The sequence below is a fragment of the Streptomyces sp. NPDC089424 genome (assembly GCF_044749345.1).
Classification (GTDB): Bacteria; Actinomycetota; Actinomycetes; order Streptomycetales; family Streptomycetaceae; genus Streptomyces.
Map to the genome: position 1 here is coordinate 41,715 of NZ_JBIVHU010000002.1, position 16,976 is coordinate 58,690.

The 16,976-nt window shown below is 72.9% G+C and carries 15 protein-coding genes; 7 read left to right on the forward strand and 8 right to left on the reverse strand.

Going from position 1 to position 16,976, the window contains the following annotated elements; all coding sequences use genetic code 11:
* Positions 1-134 precede the first annotated feature (134 nt).
* Complete coding sequence (locus ACIP2X_RS07770) at positions 135-350, reverse strand: MbtH family protein (RefSeq protein WP_401669011.1); 216 nt, start codon at positions 348-350, stop codon at positions 135-137.
* A gap of 655 nt (positions 351-1,005) precedes the next feature.
* On the opposite strand from ACIP2X_RS07770, the gene ACIP2X_RS07775 reads away from it, so the two are divergent.
* Both ACIP2X_RS07775 and ACIP2X_RS07780 read left to right on the forward strand, forming a co-directional pair.
* Positions 1,006-1,980 carry a BTAD domain-containing putative transcriptional regulator gene (locus ACIP2X_RS07775; protein WP_401669014.1) on the forward strand — a complete coding sequence of 325 codons (975 nt, stop codon included), beginning with the start codon at positions 1,006-1,008 and terminating at the stop codon, positions 1,978-1,980.
* A 591-nt stretch (positions 1,981-2,571) separates the two neighbouring features.
* Positions 2,572-3,243, forward strand: a complete 672-nt coding sequence (locus ACIP2X_RS07780; RefSeq protein ID WP_401669016.1) for an LmbU family transcriptional regulator — start codon at positions 2,572-2,574, stop codon at positions 3,241-3,243.
* Positions 3,244-3,270: 27 nt separating this feature from the next.
* On the opposite strand, the gene ACIP2X_RS07785 is transcribed toward ACIP2X_RS07780, so the two are convergent.
* A complete protein-coding gene (locus ACIP2X_RS07785) occupies positions 3,271-3,915 on the reverse strand; it encodes an FMN-binding negative transcriptional regulator (protein ID WP_401669019.1) in 645 nt (214 codons plus the stop codon).
* 315 nt (positions 3,916-4,230) lie between these two features.
* Between ACIP2X_RS07785 and ACIP2X_RS07790 the strand changes: the two genes are divergently transcribed.
* The 3 genes from ACIP2X_RS07790 (at position 4,231) to ACIP2X_RS07800 (ending at position 7,538) form a co-directional block, all read left to right on the forward strand.
* Positions 4,231-5,580, forward strand: coding sequence for a lysine N(6)-hydroxylase/L-ornithine N(5)-oxygenase family protein (locus tag ACIP2X_RS07790; protein WP_401669021.1), 1,350 nt, complete (start codon positions 4,231-4,233; stop codon positions 5,578-5,580).
* 385 nt (positions 5,581-5,965) lie between these two features.
* Positions 5,966-6,874, forward strand: coding sequence for an acetylglutamate kinase (gene argB / locus ACIP2X_RS07795; protein WP_401669023.1), 909 nt, complete (start codon positions 5,966-5,968; stop codon positions 6,872-6,874).
* A gap of 118 nt (positions 6,875-6,992) precedes the next feature.
* Complete coding sequence (locus ACIP2X_RS07800; RefSeq protein ID WP_401669026.1) at positions 6,993-7,538, forward strand: hypothetical protein; 546 nt, start codon at positions 6,993-6,995, stop codon at positions 7,536-7,538.
* A 69-nt stretch (positions 7,539-7,607) separates the two neighbouring features.
* On the opposite strand, the gene ddaH is transcribed toward ACIP2X_RS07800, so the two are convergent.
* Positions 7,608-8,456, reverse strand: coding sequence for a dimethylargininase (gene ddaH, locus ACIP2X_RS07805; protein ID WP_401669029.1), 849 nt, complete (start codon positions 8,454-8,456; stop codon positions 7,608-7,610).
* A gap of 438 nt (positions 8,457-8,894) precedes the next feature.
* Complete coding sequence (locus tag ACIP2X_RS07810; RefSeq protein WP_401669032.1) at positions 8,895-9,356, reverse strand: nuclear transport factor 2 family protein; 462 nt, start codon at positions 9,354-9,356, stop codon at positions 8,895-8,897.
* Positions 9,357-9,592: 236 nt separating this feature from the next.
* On the opposite strand from ACIP2X_RS07810, the gene ACIP2X_RS07815 reads away from it, so the two are divergent.
* Complete coding sequence (locus ACIP2X_RS07815; RefSeq protein ID WP_401669035.1) at positions 9,593-10,348, forward strand: thioesterase II family protein; 756 nt, start codon at positions 9,593-9,595, stop codon at positions 10,346-10,348.
* An 84-nt stretch (positions 10,349-10,432) separates the two neighbouring features.
* Here the strand turns inward: ACIP2X_RS07815 and ACIP2X_RS07820 are convergent, their stop codons facing one another.
* From ACIP2X_RS07820 to ACIP2X_RS07835, 4 genes are all read right to left on the reverse strand, one after another.
* Positions 10,433-12,514 carry a condensation domain-containing protein gene (locus ACIP2X_RS07820; RefSeq protein ID WP_401669037.1) on the reverse strand — a complete coding sequence of 694 codons (2,082 nt, stop codon included), beginning with the start codon at positions 12,512-12,514 and terminating at the stop codon, positions 10,433-10,435.
* A gap of 369 nt (positions 12,515-12,883) precedes the next feature.
* Positions 12,884-13,510: an acyltransferase domain-containing protein gene (locus tag ACIP2X_RS07825; RefSeq protein WP_401669040.1), complete on the reverse strand. Its 627-nt coding sequence runs from the start codon at positions 13,508-13,510 to the stop codon at positions 12,884-12,886.
* A gap of 12 nt (positions 13,511-13,522) precedes the next feature.
* Positions 13,523-14,479, reverse strand: coding sequence for an aromatase/cyclase (locus tag ACIP2X_RS07830; protein ID WP_401669042.1), 957 nt, complete (start codon positions 14,477-14,479; stop codon positions 13,523-13,525).
* 401 nt (positions 14,480-14,880) lie between these two features.
* Entirely contained in the window at positions 14,881-15,702 is an 822-nt protein-coding gene (locus tag ACIP2X_RS07835) for a BTAD domain-containing putative transcriptional regulator (protein WP_401669044.1), read from the reverse strand.
* A gap of 284 nt (positions 15,703-15,986) precedes the next feature.
* On the opposite strand from ACIP2X_RS07835, the gene ACIP2X_RS07840 reads away from it, so the two are divergent.
* A complete protein-coding gene (locus tag ACIP2X_RS07840) occupies positions 15,987-16,955 on the forward strand; it encodes a thioesterase II family protein (RefSeq protein WP_401669046.1) in 969 nt (322 codons plus the stop codon).
* The last annotated feature ends 21 nt before the right edge of the window (positions 16,956-16,976 follow it).

The following is a 16,976-nucleotide window of genomic DNA, read 5'->3' on the forward strand; positions in this document are numbered from 1 at the left end:
CGGAGCGCCCGGGCGGCGATCACTGTCGTTCCCCTTTGGGCCGGCCCGCGCGTGTTCTTCGCGGCCGCCGGCGAGAGGCGGGTGTGCGGGCGACGGGCCGACGAGGGTCGATCCGGCGCGGGTCCGGGCCGGGGTCAGTCCCCCGCCATGGCCTGCTGAAGGCTCTTGGGGCGCAGGTCGGTCCAGTTCCGCTCGACGTATTCCAGGCACTCGGACCTGGCCGCCTCGCCGAAGACCACGCGCCAGCCCGCGGGCACCTCGGCGAACACCGGCCACAGGGAGTGCTGCTCCTCGTCGTTCACCACGACGAGGAAGCGGCCGTCCTCGTCATCGAATGGGTTCGTGCTCAACTGGCACCGTCCTTGTCCGTCACGGGGTGACTGAGGGATGGAAAATCGCCGGGGGGGTGCGGGAAGGCACCGGGCAGGGTCGCCGGACCGGCGTTGTCCGGTCGACAGGACACCCGGCAGCGGTGGCGGCCCCCGGCATGCCACGTCACCGTAAGGAGCCGGTCGGCGGCGCCACAAGGCGTCATGTCCGCAGGCCGGTCGTCCGTCCGGCCCAACCCGCGGCGCGCCGGGATCCCCTGTACCCGGCGGCGTTCCTGTGTCACGATGCCGCGCCCGCGACTGCGGGAACGGGCCGGTCAGGCGCTGCCCGGTCCGGGTCCGGCCGGGCCGGCGGGCGATGCCGGGCCGATCACCGGCGGCCGCGCCTGCGGTGGGTGCGCGGACCGCTCAAGAGCCGCTACAGCGGCGGCGGAACTCCTCTCGCATCCGCGCCCCGCCGGCCGGAGACCGCCCTATGGTCGAGGACGCGTGGCCCGATCCGAGGGGGAGCGTGGGAGCGCACACGAACTGCCGTGCGCGTGCCGCGGATCCCGGACGCCGGCCTCGCCGGCTTCCTCGGGCACGACCTGCTCCCGCCGCGCCGTCGGTGACCACCGGCGTGTGACCGCCCGGCGCCTGCAACCGACTGAGATTCCCGCTTGTGTGAGGTGAAGAGATGCAGTTCCGCATTCTCGGTCTCGTGGAGGTCCAGGACGAGCAGAGCGGTCTTCGGATCCAGCCCACCGGTGCCAAGCAGCGTGCGCTGCTGGGGGCTCTGGTGGTGCGGGCCGGCCACAACGTCTCCGCGCACCGGCTGATCGACGAACTGTGGGGCCAGCGCCCTCCCGCCAACGCGACGAACGCGCTCCAGGTCCATGTGGCCCGGCTGCGCCGGCTGCTGTCCGGCCCGCCGAACCGGCACGGCGAACAGCACGCGCGACGCCCGTGGATCGTGACCACCTCGCACGGCTACACCCTGCAACTCGCCGCCGTCGAGACGGACGCCACCCGCTTCGGGCATCTGACCGCGCAGGGCAGGCGGTTCCTGTCCGAGGACCCCGGCAAGTCGGCTGAACTGCTGCGCCGGGCCCTGTCGTTGTGGCGCGGCCCGGCGCTGGAGGGCAGCGTCCTCGGTGACATCTGCGCGGTCGAGGCGGCCCAGCTGGAGGAGCACCGTCTGACGGCTCTGGAGATGATGTACGACGCGTATCTGCGCACCGGGCGCCACGGCGAGATCACCGGCGAGCTGGTGGAGCTGACCGTCGATCACCCGATGCGCGAGACGTTCTACGATCTGCTGATGGTCGCCTTCTACCGCTGCGGCCGGCAGGCGGAGGCCCTCGAGGTGTACGCCCGGGCGTACCACCACATGGTGGCCGAACTCGGTGTCGAGCCGAGTCCCGCGCTGCGCGGCCTGCGCGAGCGGATCCTGCGCCACGACCCGGCCCTCACCTCGGCGCCGGACCCCCTCCCGGCCGCAACTCTGGGGGGCGGAGCGGACGCGGCGGCCGACGACGTGGTGCTGCCCCTCTACCGGGAGATGGCCGGCCTGCACCGCCGCATCGAGCAACTGCAGCAGGAGCAGCACCGGCTGCTGTGCCGTTTCAACGAGCTGACGGCGAGCACGGAACGACGGGTGTCGGTCGGCTAGCCTCGCCGCTTGGGCGGGGGTGATGCGGTGTCGCCGCCAGGCAGTGGCCGACGGGGCCGATGCGTCCTCGGTGCCGGCATGGCGGGTGCTCAGCCGGCCGGGCGGGCAGTGCGCTCAGGCGGTCGAGGGCCGCGGCGCGTCCGTGCCGCCAGGGCCAGGTCGCTGATGTTCGCCGGCGCAGGCGTCGGCCACCCGCGGGTGAGAGGACGGCGGCGTGCGGCAGCCGGCAGCGAGGCTTCTTCGGGCCGGCGGTGGCCGGCTCCTCGTCCAGGAACGGGACGGGTATCGCGGCCGGCGCGGTGATCGCCGCGTGGCCGGCTTCGGCCGGACGGGCCGGCACGGAGCGCCTGTGCCCGGACCGGCAGAACCCCCGCGCAACCGTTCGAGTGCCGCTCCGGTGCCGCTTCAGCCGGTCCCGCCAGACTTATGGCTGATTGTGTGCACCCTTTTCCTGGAGGCATGATGGCGCGTCAGGCTGGTCGAACCGCGGGGTCACTTGGCGGCCCGGCAACCGTCCTCCCCCAGCCCCCGTCACGGCAGTCGCCCGCCACCGGGGCTGCGCAGGGCCGGGGCCAGGTACTCACGACCAAGGTGGGCCTGCAGTTGCCGACCGGGATGGCCTACGACGAGTGGGAACGCTCCGGCCGCCAGCTCGCCGGCGTCCTCGACTCGTCCTCCTGGTGGCTGGGCGACTGGCTCGTCTACGGCAAGGACCACTACACCGACCGGTATCAGCGCGGCATACGGGCAGTCGGCCTCTCGTACCAGACCCTGCGCAACTACGCGTGGGTCGCGCGGCGCTTCGGCCACGCCCGGCGCCGCCCCTCCTTGAGTTTCCAGCACCATGCCGAACTGGCCTCCATGCCGGTGGAGGAACAGAACTTTTGGCTCGATCGCGCCGAGCAGCGGCAGTGGACCACGAAGCAACTGCGCGGCGCCCTGCGCGCCGAACGCCGGGGCGAGCAGGAGCCGCAGGCTCCCGCCGAGCCGAGCCGCCGCCTGGAGGTCGCGGGCAGCCGTCTTCAGTGGTGGCACAAGGCCGCGGAGCAACTGGGCGTCGACTTCGAGCAGTGGGTGACGAGCGCACTGGACAGCGCGGCCGCGAACGCCCTCGAGGACCTCGGCGAGCCGCAGGCACCCGCGGAGATCTCCGGGCGCAAAGGCGTCCGGGCACTGGCTGCACCGGGCGCCGACGGTGCCGAGGAGAACGCGCGGACCCACAGACCGGCCGGGCAGGCCCCGCCGGTGACCGTCGGCGCCTGAGTCCCCGGCGCCGAGGCCCCCGGCCCGTCAGGGCAGCCGGCTCATCAGCCCGGCGGTCTCCCGCTTGTACGTGCACGCGCTCTGCCCGAACGATGCGCGCACCCGCTCACGCACCTCGCCCGGTTGCTCCTGGCTGAGCTTGAACATGCCCTCGGCCCCGGTCACGGTGAACCGGAAGGCCCCCACCGCGGGCGCGATCTTGCGGAAGTAGTCGAGCGACCCGGTCATGTCCCAGTCGTCACCGAACGCCTTCTCGAAGGCCTGCACGGTGGACTGCACCACGCCCAGGGTCTCCTCCAGCGAGTCGATCTTCTGGACCACGCCCCGGACATGGACCGCGGTGAAGTTCCAGGTCGGGGCCGCCGGCGTCACCTCGTAGACCGTGGGCGACACATAGGAGTGCGGACCGGTGAAGGTCAGCACCAGGACCCCGCCACTCTCCAGCGCCTGCCAGTGCGGGTTCGCCCGGTTCATGTGCCCCAGGAGCGTGGCCCCCGGCAGGTCGCCCTGCCAGTCGCCGGACGTCTCGGGGTCGAAGATCACCGGCAGATGCGTGGCGAACGGGCCGTTTCGCGCATCGCCGTTCGCCACCGCGAGCGCCAACGGATTACCGGCGATCAGGTTCACCATCCACGAACTGTCGGGTTCGCGGTAGAAGCTGGGCACAAACATCCGGATTCACCCTTTCAAAAAATGAGCGCAGACATGGCCGGAACATGGCCGTGGATCAGGTCATGGCCTGATCGCGTCACGTGGGGCATATACGCCGCCGACTGTGCCGTGCGGAGATTCTGAGAACCCGCGCCGACCATAGCTCCGTCCCGTCGCCAGGACAACGAGTTCGGATGTCGAGCATCCCCGTAGAAGCTCTCGACAGGACTTCATGTCGTCTTCGAGTTGCCTTTGAGAGTCTCTCAGGAGCACACTGCGAAACGGTCTCTCGGGACACCCTCCGAGTTTTCCAGACGCAAAGTGGGAGAATTTTCTATGGGCATAACGGGCAGGCGCAACCAAGAGATCTACGACCTGGTCGGCATCGGGTTCGGCCCGTCCAACCTGTCGCTGGCGATCGCCTTGGAGGAGCACGGGGCGAGCGCCCCGGAGCATCCAGTCACGTCCCGCTTCTTCGAGCGGCAGCCCGAGTTCGGCTGGCACCGGAACATGCTGCTGCCGTCGACGACCATGCAGATCTCGTTCCTCAAGGACCTGGCGACGTTCCGGAATCCGATGTCCCGGTTCAGCTTCGTCTCGTATCTGCACGCCTCGAACCGCCTGGTGCAGTTCGTGAACAACCAGGACTTCTATCCGACCCGGCAGGAGTTCCACCAGTACCTGGAGTGGGCGGCCGCCGGGTTGGGCGACCAGGTCACCTACAGCGCCGAGGTCACCTCCATCCGGCCCCTCGCCGGGGACGGGGAGCGCACGCCCGACCTCCTTGAGATCGAGGTGCGCTCCGGCGACGGCAGAACCGAAACGGTCACCGCGCGCAACGTGGCCGTCTCGACGGGCCTGGTGCCGCGTCTGCCGCAGGGCGTGACGTCCGGGGAACGGGTGTGGCACAGCTCGGAGTTCCTGAGCAGGTTCCACGCGCAGGCGCCGGACGACCTCAAGCACGTGGCCGTGGTCGGCGCCGGCCAGAGCGCGGCCGAGATCACCCGGTTCCTCCACGACGAGCTGCCGCACGCCCAGGTCAGCGCGGTCATCCCGTCCTACGGCTACTCCGTCGCCGACGACACCCCGTTCGCCAACCAGGTGTTCGACCCCGGCGCGGTGGACGAGTACTACTTCGGCACCTCGCAGGCACAGGAGGCGTTCTGGCGCTACCACCGCAACACCAACTACGCGGTGGTCGACTCCGACGTCATCCGGGCGCTGTACCAGCGTGCCTACGACGAGCAGGTGCGCGGCAGCCGCCGGCTGCACTTCCGCAATCTCGCCCGGGTCGACGCGGTCGAAGCGCTCGGGAGCGCGGCGCGGCTGGTCCTGCGCTCGCTGCTCGATGACCGCACGGAGGAACTCGCCGTCGACGCGGTGGTGTTCGCCACCGGCTACGACGGCCTGGACCCCGCCCGTCTGCTCGGCGACTTCGACCGGCATTTCCAGCGCGACGCGGCAGGCATGCACCGGATGGAACGCGACTACCGCCTCGTCCCCGCGTCAGGGCTGACCTGCGGCGTCTATCTCCAGGGCGGCACGGAGCACAGCCACGGCCTGTCGTCGTCGCTGCTGTCGAACATCGCGGTGCGCAGCGGCGAGATCGCCGATTCGATCGTGCTGCGGCGTACCGAGCGGGAACTGGACCGTACCCGCCCCGTGGGGGCGCCCTCCGCCGTCTGAAAAGGACGGCGCACTGCGAGGTGCGCCCCGGTGCCGTGGCAGCGGCACCGGGGTCCACTCCAGATTTGCTGTCTCAAACCAAACGGGGAATGATCACCGCCCTTCGGTCCACTCCCATTCAAGCCGTTCACGATTCCCTTTCGAGCGGACAGTAAAGAATCATCCCCGGCGGGGGGAAGCTGTCGGCCATTTCACGTGAAGTGAAGGGAATCCGGTCTTCACCTTCTCAGGGGCTCCCGGCACGGCTGGGGTCTTTCATGCCGAATTCAAGCGCGTGTCCACCGGTCTTGGGATTTCCGGGCCGGGCATCCGTCACAGAAGGAGTCGTGCCCATGAGCACCCACTGCCCGGCCGGCCCTCCCGCCTTTCGGCGTGCGAGGCTCTCATGACCGTCCCCGCGCATCCGGCCGAGGCCAAGGCCCGGTTCGTCGGCGAGGCCCTGCCGTGGCTGGCCCGTCACCAGGGCCGCACGGTCGTCATCAAGCTGGGCGGCCACGCCATGGTCGACGCGGACCTCACGGCGGCCTTCGCACGCGACGTCGTCTTCCTGCGCTACGCCGGGCTGCGGCCCGTGGTGGTGCACGGCGGAGGCCCCCAGATCGACGCCGAGCTGGCGCGGCGCGGTATGGAGCGCGAGTTCCGGGCCGGGCTGCGCGTCACCTCGCCGGCCGCGATGGACGTGGTACGGATGGTCCTGACGGGCCAGGTGCAGCGCGAACTGGTCGGTCTGGTCAACCGTTTCGGCCCGCTCGCCGTCGGCATGAGCGGCGAGGACGCAAACACCCTCACCGCGGTACGGCACGTGCCGTGGATCGACGGGGAGCCGGTGGACATCGGCAGGGTCGGCGACATCACCGGCGTGGACACCGGTGCCCTGGACGCGCTGCTGGCGGACGGCCGGATCCCCGTGGTCTCCCCGCTCGCCCGCAGCGCCGAGGACGGCCTGGTCCACAACGTCAACGCCGACACCGTCGCGGCGGCCCTCGCGAGGGCGCTGCGCGCCGAGTCGCTCGTCCTGCTGACGGACGTCGCGGGCCTGTACGCCGGCTGGCCGCACAGCCAGGAGGTCATCGCGCGGCTCACGGCCGGCGAGCTGGAGAAGCTGCTGCCGGAGCTGAGCGAGGGCATGGTGCCCAAGATGACCGGCTGCCTGCACGCCGTACGGGGCGGCGTGGGGACGGCCCGGGTGATCGACGGCCGGATCCCGCACTCGGTGCTCTGGCAGATGTTCACCGACGACGGGGCCGGCACGGTGATCGTGCCGGACCCGGACGAGGCGGAGATGCTGTCGTGAACGCGCAGCGGCAGCGGCGACGACGTCAACCGCGGGCCACCGGCACGTCCTGGCCGCGCGGCGGCCGTCGCGCCGGCACCCCGACGGCGGCAGGCGGGCGAAGGCGAGGACAGTGCCCGTGACACACGTTCCCCCGACTCCTTTCCCGGCCGGCGGCCGCGTCCCCGGCGCGGATCCCTCGGCGTGGGCGGCTGCCCTCGGCCACGAGCTGGCCGTCGCGGCCGCAACGGACCGGGACACGGCCCGCGTCCTCGCCCGCCGTCTCGCCGATTCCCTCACGCCCGAGGCCCGGTTCGTGCTGCTGAGCGCCCTGGCCGAGGCCCGCCCGGCGCACGGGCCCGGCGTGGTGCCGCCCCCGGGCGGTCACGGATGCGCCCGAGAGCCCCGCAACGACCCGCCTCCCGGCCTCGTCCGGCTGCGGTTCGCCGACGCGCGTGCCCTGGAGCGGGCCGGCGCCGCCTTCGGCGCCGGCCCGGGCGCGGAAGGCGGCGGCGCGCTGAGCGACCCCGCGACCCTCACCCTGCAACTCCCCGGCGACACCGGTGTCGAGACCGTACGGGCCGTACTGGCCGTACTGGACGCGGCAGCGGCCACGGCCGAGTCGCTCACCGTGCACTCCCGCACGCTGGACGACGTCTTCGCCGCGGTCACCGGCCTGCCGTGACCTGCGGGCGGGCACACCGGCCGCCCGGCATCGCGCGGTGCGGGCGGCGGGCGGACGGGTGACGCCGTGTCACGACAGCACGAGGGTGCAGCACTTGACGCTGCCGCCCGCCTTGAGCAGCTCACCGAGGCTCACCCCGATCGGGTTGAAGCCCCGCTCCTTCAGCTGGGCGGCGAGCCCGGTGGCCGCCTGCGGCAGCAGCACGTTCAGGCCGTCGGAGAAGGCGTTGAGACCGAACACCGCGGCGTCCTGCTCCGAGGCGAGGAGCGCGTGCGGGAACATCTCCCGCAGCACCGCCCGGCTGCCCGGGCTGAAGGCCGCCGGGTAGTACATGATCTCGTCCGGCGAGAGCACCGAGAGCGCGGTGTCCAGGTGGTAGAAGTTCGGGTCGACCAGGGTCAGGCCCGTCACGGGCAGGCCGAAGAACTCCTGGGCCTCCCCGTGCGAGCGGGAGTCGGTCCGAAAGCCGGTGCCTGCCAGCATCCGGCGTCCCACGCGCAGGTAGTCGCCCTCGCCCTCGTTGATGTGCTCCGGCCACAGCAGGTCGTCAAAGCCGTTGCGCGCGAACCAGTCGAGGTAGGCCGGCCCTTCCGCGGTCCGCTCCCGGTGCCGGAAGCGGGCGCCGAGGACCTTGCCGTCCACCACGGTGGCGCCGTTGGCGGCAAACACCATGTCCGGCAGGCCCTCGACCGGCTCGACCACCTCGACCGTGTGCCCGAGCGAAAGGTACAGCTCCCGCAGCTGCTCCCACTGGAGCAGGGCGGCTGCGGTGTCCGTCGGCTTGTCCGGGTTCATCCACGGATTGATGCTGTAGGTCACGTCGAAGTACTGCGGCCGGCACATGAGCAGTCGGTGCGCGACCGCCTTCCGTTCGGCCCGGGGTGCCCGTCCGCCGGGTGAGGCGCCGTTCAGGGACATGGCGGGTTCCTCCTTAAGTTCTTCGTGAGTGAGGGATGCGTGCTCGGCGCGGCGGGGTGTGCGGCGCCGGCCGCTCGGGCCCGCTAACGGGCCGTCGTCGGGTCGATGGGGCTGCTCGCCCGGGGCAGCGGTGGCTGCGCACCGGGCGGGCGGCACGGGGAGGGTCCTTGGCAGGTCCGGCTGCTGTGCGGACGGTTGTCCCCCGGCGGCACCGGCTCCCCTGTTCCACGGGGGCGGCCGGCCGCTCCCGTGCCGGTCCGCAAACCCGCCCGCCCCCGTCGGAAGGGATGACGGCGGGCGGGCGCGGACGGGGAGGGGATGTGCCCGGCCACTCTAGGCACGGGGCGGGCCCCGGCCCCCTCGGCTGTGCGGAACGTCGAGTTCAGTTGCGGCGGCGCTCCACCCCCACGCCGCCCTGCCGGGCCGCTGCCGCCCGCTTCAGGCCAGGTCGTCGCGGGTCACCCGGCGGTGCGCGGTGCGCCACCCGCCGCCGGCCGGGACCAGGACGTCCTCCATGACGCACACGTACAGGATCCGCGAACCGCCCTGGTCCGGGGTGCCGTAGGCCAGGGCCGAGCAGCGCGTGCGAAGCGAGCCGTCCGTGTGGAGACGTACGTCGAGCCTGCCGACCCAGTGCTCGAGGCGGCCGCCGGCCCGCCGCTGCCGCTCCGCGCCGGCGCGCCGGTAGTGGGCGAGCCCGGCGCGGGCGGGCATCGGCGCCGGCAGGTGCGGCAGTTCGAGCAGGGCGTCCTCGGTGAAGGTACCCGCCCAGCGCTCGGCGCCGTGCGCGTCCAGGATCCGCATCTGGTGCGCGTAGAACTGCTGCGCCTGCGCGTACAGGGCGGCGAACCCCTCACCGCCGGGCAGGCGTCCAGCGGTGCGCACCAGCTCGACGGTCATGATCTCGGCCCCGATTCCGGTCCGTGTCCTGTACGAAGTCCTGTACGCAGTCCTGTACGCAGTCCTGTACGGAGTCCTGTGCGGATCACTGTGCGGGGCGCGGATCGAGCATCCTTCGCGTGTTCCTCAAGCAGCCGTCGGCTGGATCGGTCCTCGAGCGGTCCTCGACAGGCGGCTGCGAGCATGCGTGCACAGTGGCGCTGGGCCCACTGGGGCATCTCGTCGATGGAGCAGTCATGCAGAAGGTGGAAGAGCCGGAGCTGCGTCTGTTCGTGTTCCACCACTCCGGTGGTTCACATCTGATGTACCAGGACTGGTCGTCGCACTTCCCGGCCGGCTGGGACGTGCGGATTCCTGACGCGCCGGGCCGCGGGCCGCGCGACGAACGCCCCGCGATGAGCGACACGGGCGCGCTGCTCGATCACTTCCTGGACGAGCTGGACGGCCTGCTGACGGGCCGCTTCGCGTTCTTCGGGCACAGCATGGGCGGGCTCGTCGCCTACGAACTGGCCCGCCGGCTCATCGATCTGGGCCGCACCCCGCCGGTCTGGCTCGGGGTGTCCGCGCGCGGCACGCTGCACCCCGACGGGGACCCGGTGCGCCGGCATCTGCTGTCCGACGCGGACCTGCGCGAGGAACTGCTGGCGATGGGCGGTTCGTCGTCCTCGGTCCTGGCCCACCAGGAACTGTGGGACCTGTTCGCGCCGACCATCCGCGCGGACCTGCGCATCAGCGAGACCTGGCGGACGAAACCCCTCACCGCGCCGCTCCCGGTGTCCCTGTCGGTGTTCGGCGGCACCCGGGACCATGTGGCGCCGCCGCACCGCCTGGGCGGCTGGGCGGCCGTGTCCGACCACTTCCTGGGCCTGCGGCTGTTCGACGGCGGCCACTTCTACTTCCAGGACCGGCTCCCGCAGGTCGCCGGGCGGATCCAGGACGACGTGCGCAGCGCCCTGCTCCTGCCCCGGGAGGCCACCGCGGTGGTGCGGTGACCGTCACCCGGGCCGCCCGGCGGGCCGGGTGAAGGCACGCGGTGGCTGGCGGCGGTGCGTTCCTCGCCGTCCGGCGTCCCCCTTTCAGCCCGCCGCGACCTCGGTGAGCACCCGGGCCAGCTCTCGCGCCGCGTCATCGTCCTCGCCGCTGCCGAGGACCACCAGCGGCGGTCTACGGCCCGCCGCCACCTGGTGGCGGGCGATCTCGTACGCGATGGCTCCTGCGCCGGAGAAACCGCCCAGCACCAGGCGGGTGCCGGGGCCGGCGACGGGGCCGAGCGCGGCCACGCCGCCGCCGGATGCGTCCGCCGGGGCCCGCAGGACGAACAGCGCCTCGGGGCCGTCGTAGTGGCGCACGAGGCGGTGGCACCAGGTGTCGGGCGCGCCCGGTGCGGCGACGAGGCAGATCGTGGCCCTGCCCGGCAGGGCCGCCGCGCGCAGCGGGACGAGCGGGCTCCCGGGCCCGCCCCCCTCGTGCATGCGGGGCATTTCCACGCCGCTGAGCGAACCGATCACGTCGGCGACGGTGGTCCGTTCCCGCACGGTGGCGGGCAGAATGCGCAGCAGCCGGGCGCTCTGCGCGAGCATGGCCCGCGTCTTGTCGTCCTCCAGGCGTTCGCGGTCGTGGACCGCGGACAGCACCAGAGCGCCCTGTCCGTCGTGGTGGGCGACGACGGCCAGCGCGCTCGCGGTGCGGGCCATGGCGGGGACGGGTTGCTCGACGCGCACGCCGTGCGCCGCGAGGGCGCGGGTGAGCCGGTCGTCGCGGCGCGGGGTGTGCTCGAAGGCCAGCAGGGTCTCGGCGGGTTCGGCGGCGTCCCGGCCGGTCCACTCCTGGATGCGGCCGGCCGGCGTCCATTCGTGGCCGGCCATGTCCAGCACCCGGTCGCGCAGGGTGCGCAGCAGCCGCGCCACCGTGTCCGCCGGGTCGACCTCGACGGTCAGCGGGAGCGGGTTGGCGAGCGGGCCCGGGATCCGCTCGATGTCCTCCATCAGGCTGCCGCGGCCGGAGAAGGAGACACCGAAGCCGACCGGGACGGGTCCGCGCAGCGGGCCGGAGGCCCGGTACAGCAGCATCGCCCACACGGTGTGCAGAACGCTGGACTCGGTGGCGCCCCACCGTGCCGCCCAGTGCACGAGCCGGGTCGTCTCGGCCCGGGAGAGCCGGGCGCGGCTGCGTCCCGAACCGTCGTGGCCGGTGCGTGTCCCCGGGGCGGCACGCGGCAGCAGGGCGGCGGCAAAGGGGTTGCGGCTCCAGAAGTCGCGGGCGGGGGCGGGGTTTTGACGGTCCAGCCATCGGGTGTAGTCGCGCAGGTCGGGGCGGCGTTCGCCGCCGGGCAGGGTGCCGCCGGACAGGTAGGCGCGGTAGAACTCGCGGATCAGGACGCGCACGCTCCAGCCGTCGAGGAGGGCGCGGTGGTAGGTGAGCACCACGTCGGTGGACGGCTCCTCGTCGAAGGAGCGCACGGGCGGCCCGTCGAGCAGGGCGACGCGCAGCGGACCGGGGCGGCGCAGATCGAAGCCGCGGGAGCGCTCGGCGCTCAGGAGGTGCTCGCGGTCGGCGAAGGTGCCGTGCGCGTGGCGGGTCACCTCGAAGCCGCAGCGGTCGAACAGCACAGCGCGGGGGTGCGGGTCCCAGATGAACGCGGACCTCAGGACACTCTCGCAGGCGGACACCGCCCGCCACGCCGCGGTGAACAGGGCGGTGTCCAGCGGCCCGTGCCACCGCCAGGCGAGCTGCTCGACCTGGTGGTCGGGGCCGGTCCTCTTCTCGGCGAGCAGCGCGCGCTGCAACGGGGTCACGGAGAAGGTCTGCGGCAGCGGCCCGTACGGCCGCGGCCGGCCGCCGCCGGCCGGGTTTGCGGCGCCGGGTGCCGCCGCCGGGGTGCTGGTGATCAGGTCGGCCAGGAGTCCGGCCGGGTAGGGCGCCGGGTCACCGGCCGCCGGGGGCAGTTCGAGGCTGTGGTGGCCGGGCCCGTGCCGGTGCAGCCGGAGCCGGCCGGTGAACGGTGTGGGATGGTCGGCGGCGATCCGGTCGAGGGCGGCCTGGAGCAGGGCCGTGTCGAGCCGGCCCAGCAGCTCCATGACCGGCCGCAACTCCCGGGTGGGGTCTCCGGGGTCCAGGACCACGGTCGTCGTCGCTGCCGGAAAGCGATCCGTCGGCATCGGTCTTCCTCCTCTCCTGACGCACGGACCTTCGATCATGGCCAGATCCGCCACATACCGCTGATACAGCGCTGACACGGTCCGGCAAAAGCGGCGCGGGCCGGTCGCGGAGCACAGGCGCCGCCGGGCGGCGTGCGGGCCGGATCGCGGAGGCGGGCCGTGCGCCGTGCGCGTCCGCGGGCCGCGTGCGCCCGCGGACGCGGGCGGTGGGCGGTACGCGCGCGGTGGTGTGCCGTTCGTCCACGGCCGGCTCCTCCCAGTCGACACCGGCCACGGTAGGGGCACGCGCGGCTTTGTCCCCGTTTCTCCAGCACTTGCCCAGCGCTTCGCTAGCGGTCATGTCCCCGCTAGCGGCGCGTGGCGCGTGGTTCAGCGGCCGGGGCGGGGCGCGGGCGCAAGGCCGCCGAGGGGTATCGGGCGGTGCAGGCGGGTGAGGGCGGTGAGGACGTCCGCGGTGTCGCCGACCGTGGCGGTGACGTCCCCCGCCCGTGGGTGCGGGCCGCATTCGAGGACGTGGGTGTGACCGGCCGAGCGCAGCCGGTGTTCCGCCCGGGGCGGGGCCGCCTCGGCCGGGCGGACGGTGCCGTGTGCCGCCGCGCGCAGGGTCAGCGTGCCCGCGACATGACCGGCGGCGCACGCGCCCACACCGTCACCGGCCAGGGCCGCGCCCCGCACCCCCTGGCCCTCCCACAGCCGGTACAGGGCCACCTGGTAGGCGAGCAGCGCGCCGCGGCCGTACTGCGGCACCGCGGACAGCCGTGTGTCCACGCCGTCTTGTGGAGCGAACACCACCGCAGCGAGCGGCAGGGGCAGGACGTCGTCCAGGGCGCGGCACACGGTGTCGAACGCGGCGCGGAAGACCGGGAACGTCCCGTACAGGGCACGGCACAGGGTCAGAGGCCGGCCCTGCCAGTCGGGGAACAGCACGGCGGGCCCGGGCCCGCCGTGCGGCGCGGGTGTTCCCAAAATCTCGGGGGTCGTCGGGGATTCGGGCACACGGACCACCTCTCACAGCATGCGGACCAGGGCCCCGGCGTGACGCTTGGCCAGCTCAAGGGTGGCCAGGCTGTCGCGGCCGAGCCACGCGCGCACATGGCGGCGGGCGTCGGCGACGGTCGCGCCCGGGCCGAGGACGGCTTCGATGTTCTCCTCGCGCAGCACGACGCTGTGCAGCGCGCTGGCCGTGACACCGGACGCGTCCGGCACGACGGACCACTCGCCGGTGTGGGCCGTCAGCAGTGCGGGCGTGAGGGTCTGCTTGTGGACGATGCGGCCGGCGTGCGGGAAGCACACGCGCACCGACTCGGTGGTGTGGGTGCAGCCGTCGGCGGTCGTGGTGTCCATGGACAGCACCTGGACGCCCGGCTCGGCCTCGGTGACGTCGCTCCGGGACACGTGCGGTATCCGCCCGGGCCAGTCGGCCGCCCGGTACAGGAAGTCGTAGACCAGTTCGGCGCCGCCCCTGACCCGGACCGATTCCTCGAAGAGCAGGGTCAGTTCGTCCAGGCGGCTGCATCGCTCGGCGATCCGGCTCAGGGCGTCCAGATCGGCACGGCCGGCGCGGTCCGCCCCGTGCAGCGCCCGCGCCGCGCAGGCCGGGCCGCCGCCCTCGACGACGACGTCGTGCAGCAGCGTCAGCCGGCTGCGCCGGGCGCCAGCCGCCTCGACGATCCAGGTGCCGAGCAGGCGTGCGCCGTACGCGTCCGGCGCCTGGCGGCGGAAGGTGATCCGCCGGCTCCGCGGGAACCGCCGCCGGTGGGAGGTCCAGGATGTGACCTGCCCGCCGTCGGTGGCCCACATCCGCAGCCGCTCGCTGCGGCCGTCGAAATCCAGTTGCTCGACGTGGACGCTGTGCGGGAGGTGAAGGGGCCAGCGCGCGGCGCCGGCGACCAGTTCATAGACGACACCGGCGGGGGCGGCGACGTTCACGTGGTGCGCTGTGGTGTGCACTCGCTCGGCGGCCATGTGTCCTTTGCACCCTCTCCACGATGGTGCTCGACACCGTGTCCCGGCCCGCTCGAGGCCCGCACGAGAGCGCCTCGAGCACGGCCACCCGCCCCGAACCGACCCGAACCGACCCGAGCAGGACCCGAGCAGGACCCGAACCGACCCGAGCAGGACCCGAGCAGGACCCGAGCAGGACCCGAGCAGGACCCGCGGACCCGCGGAGCCCGCGGAGCCCGCCGGGGGCGTGTCCCCCCGAGGTAGGCCTGGCCGGCTGAGCCGCAACGGCCTGTGCACGGTGAGGAGTTCCTGGCGCCGGGCCTCACCCGCCGAAGTGAAAGGAGCGCGCGAGGACCCGTCGGACGCCTCCGCAGCCGGGGGCCCCGCACCCGCGACGACAAGGTTCTCGCGCGGGGCGGGCGTCAGGCGGCGAAGAGGTCGAAGGTCGAGGTGCGCCGCGCCCCCGCGGCCACGTCCAGCTGCGGGTCGACCGTGAGCATGGCCTGGTGCAGCCGCTGAAGCTGCGGCGAGGGCTCCACACCCAGCTCGTCGATCAGCCTCATCCTCAGCCTGCGGTAGGCCTCGAGCGCCCCGGCCTGGCGCCCCGACCGGTACAGCGCCACCATGACCTGCGCGTGCAGGCCCTCGTGCTGAGGGTGGCGGGCCGTCAGATCGGTCAGTTCAGCGATGAGTTCGGCGTGCCGGCCGAGTCGGAGGTCGGCGTCGATACGCCGCTCGACCGTCGCCAGCCGGCTCTCCTCGAGCCGTCTGACCTCGATCTCCAGGATCGGCCCGACGCGTACGTCGACCAGGGCCGGCCCCGTCCACAGATCGAGGGCCGCCCGCAGCCGCTGCGCCGACACCTCGTTGTTGCCCGCCTCGAAGGCGGCCTGCCCCTCCCGTGCGAGACGCTCGTACTCGTACACGTCGACGCTTGCCTCGGGGATCTGCAGCAGATACCCCCCGTGCCGGGTGGCCAGCACCTCCTTGACGCTGCCGGGAGCGCTCGGGCCCATCGCGGTGCCCAGTCTCCTGCGCAGTTGGAGGATGTACGTCTGGAGGGTGGTGAGCGCGCTCTGCGGTGGCGCGGTCCCCCATATCTCCTCCATGAGCATCGGGATGGGCCTGACCCGCCCCGGATAGAGCGCCATCAGCGACAGGATCTGCCGCGGCTTGGCCGCCGTAGGAACGATCGATCCCCCGTCGACCTCGGCACTCAACGGACCCAGAACCTGAATTTTCACAGTTTCCTCCGTAGTGGTCGAGCTCTCTGTCCAGTTCCTTTCATTGGCCAGAAATCTGTGCCACGAGTCACGCTAGCCGGGCCCGTTTTGAGCAAGCGAGGTTCTGTAGTGGCCCTCTAGCAGGCCTCCAAGCACGGCATCGCCAAAGGGGCCGCGCCGCTGAAGGACGCTTGCAGAAATACTCGGAACGAACTCCCGGTTCCGCCCCTTCGGTGATCACTCCCCTATCGTTCAAAGCATTCCGAGGACACATTCTTGAATGCCGCTGCCCGGACGGAGACGCAATGAGATGCACCGGCTCTTCACCGGGCGGCCCGCAGGACCCCGGAACAGGTGGTGACGTGCGGCTCTTCGGGTGCCCGCAGGCGGGAGGACGGAGCCTGGCGTATCGGGAAAGGCCAGAGCGTTTTCCGTCCGGCCGGCGCGTGCGGGCGCCGGACGCACCAGGCCGCGGGGCGGTTGTAATAACGCCTGTGTTCATCGAAGGTGGGACTCGCGTCGCGTATTTCCCCGGCCTGCTCGCCCCGGAAATAGCCGGCGGCCGCACCCCGTTCGCGTTCTTCGGCCACGGCACGGGATCCCCCGTGGCGTACGGGCCGGCCCGCCGGCTGCAGGCGGAAGGACCGGCTCCGCCGGTGTGGCTGGGAATCTCCGCCGCCGGCACCCCGCGGCAGGGCGACGCAAAGGCCGAGGCCCCCTCGCCCGACGGCGCCCTGTCCGGCGTCACGTTGCGCCACTCCCCCGGCGGCATCCCGGCGCTGGTGCTCGCTCACCCGCGTCCGTGGACGTCCTTCACGCCGGCGATCCGCGCAGGCTTCGCCGTGCCGCGCGGCCTGCGCGGATCGGCGGCGGCCGCCCCGCTGCCGGTCGCGTTCTTCGCCGTCGCGGGCTCCGGCGACCGGGCCGCGGCCTGCGCCCGGTGCACGCCGCGGGCCGGGCGCACCGGACACCTCGGTCTGTATGTCGTCCCCGGCGGCCGCATCCTCGGTCCGTGTGTCGTCCCCGGCGGCCGCATCCTCGGTCCGTGTGTCGTCCCCGGCGGCTGCTTCTCCTTCCCGGACGGCCTCGGCGCCCCGGCCGCCCGGGTCACCGCCGGCGTGCGCAGCGCGCCGCGGTCCCGGCTCGCGGGTGCCCGGCGACCGGGACGGGTAGCGAGTTCCGGCTCCTGGGCCCGGTGGAGGTGCATCAGCCGCGCACCGGCTCGCCAGTCGTACCGCCCGGGGCCAGGCAGCGGGTCCTGCCGGCGACGCTGATCGTCCAGGCCGGGCACACCG

Coding starts and splice junctions, on each gene's coding strand:
- ACIP2X_RS07840 (WP_401669046.1), top strand. CDS start 15,987: ATGAGATGCACCGGCTCTTCACCGGGCGGCCCGCAGGACCCCGGAACA.
- ACIP2X_RS07790 (WP_401669021.1), top strand. CDS start 4,231: ATGGGCATAACGGGCAGGCGCAACCAAGAGATCTACGACCTGGTCGGC.
- ACIP2X_RS07810 (WP_401669032.1), bottom strand. CDS start 9,356: ATGACCGTCGAGCTGGTGCGCACCGCTGGACGCCTGCCCGGCGGTGAG.
- ddaH (WP_401669029.1), bottom strand. CDS start 8,456: ATGTCCCTGAACGGCGCCTCACCCGGCGGACGGGCACCCCGGGCCGAA.
- ACIP2X_RS07830 (WP_401669042.1), bottom strand. CDS start 14,479: ATGGCCGCCGAGCGAGTGCACACCACAGCGCACCACGTGAACGTCGCC.
- ACIP2X_RS07785 (WP_401669019.1), bottom strand. CDS start 3,915: ATGTTTGTGCCCAGCTTCTACCGCGAACCCGACAGTTCGTGGATGGTG.
- argB (WP_401669023.1), top strand. CDS start 5,966: ATGACCGTCCCCGCGCATCCGGCCGAGGCCAAGGCCCGGTTCGTCGGC.
- ACIP2X_RS07820 (WP_401669037.1), bottom strand. CDS start 12,514: ATGCCGACGGATCGCTTTCCGGCAGCGACGACGACCGTGGTCCTGGAC.
- ACIP2X_RS07815 (WP_401669035.1), top strand. CDS start 9,593: ATGCAGAAGGTGGAAGAGCCGGAGCTGCGTCTGTTCGTGTTCCACCAC.
- ACIP2X_RS07775 (WP_401669014.1), top strand. CDS start 1,006: ATGCAGTTCCGCATTCTCGGTCTCGTGGAGGTCCAGGACGAGCAGAGC.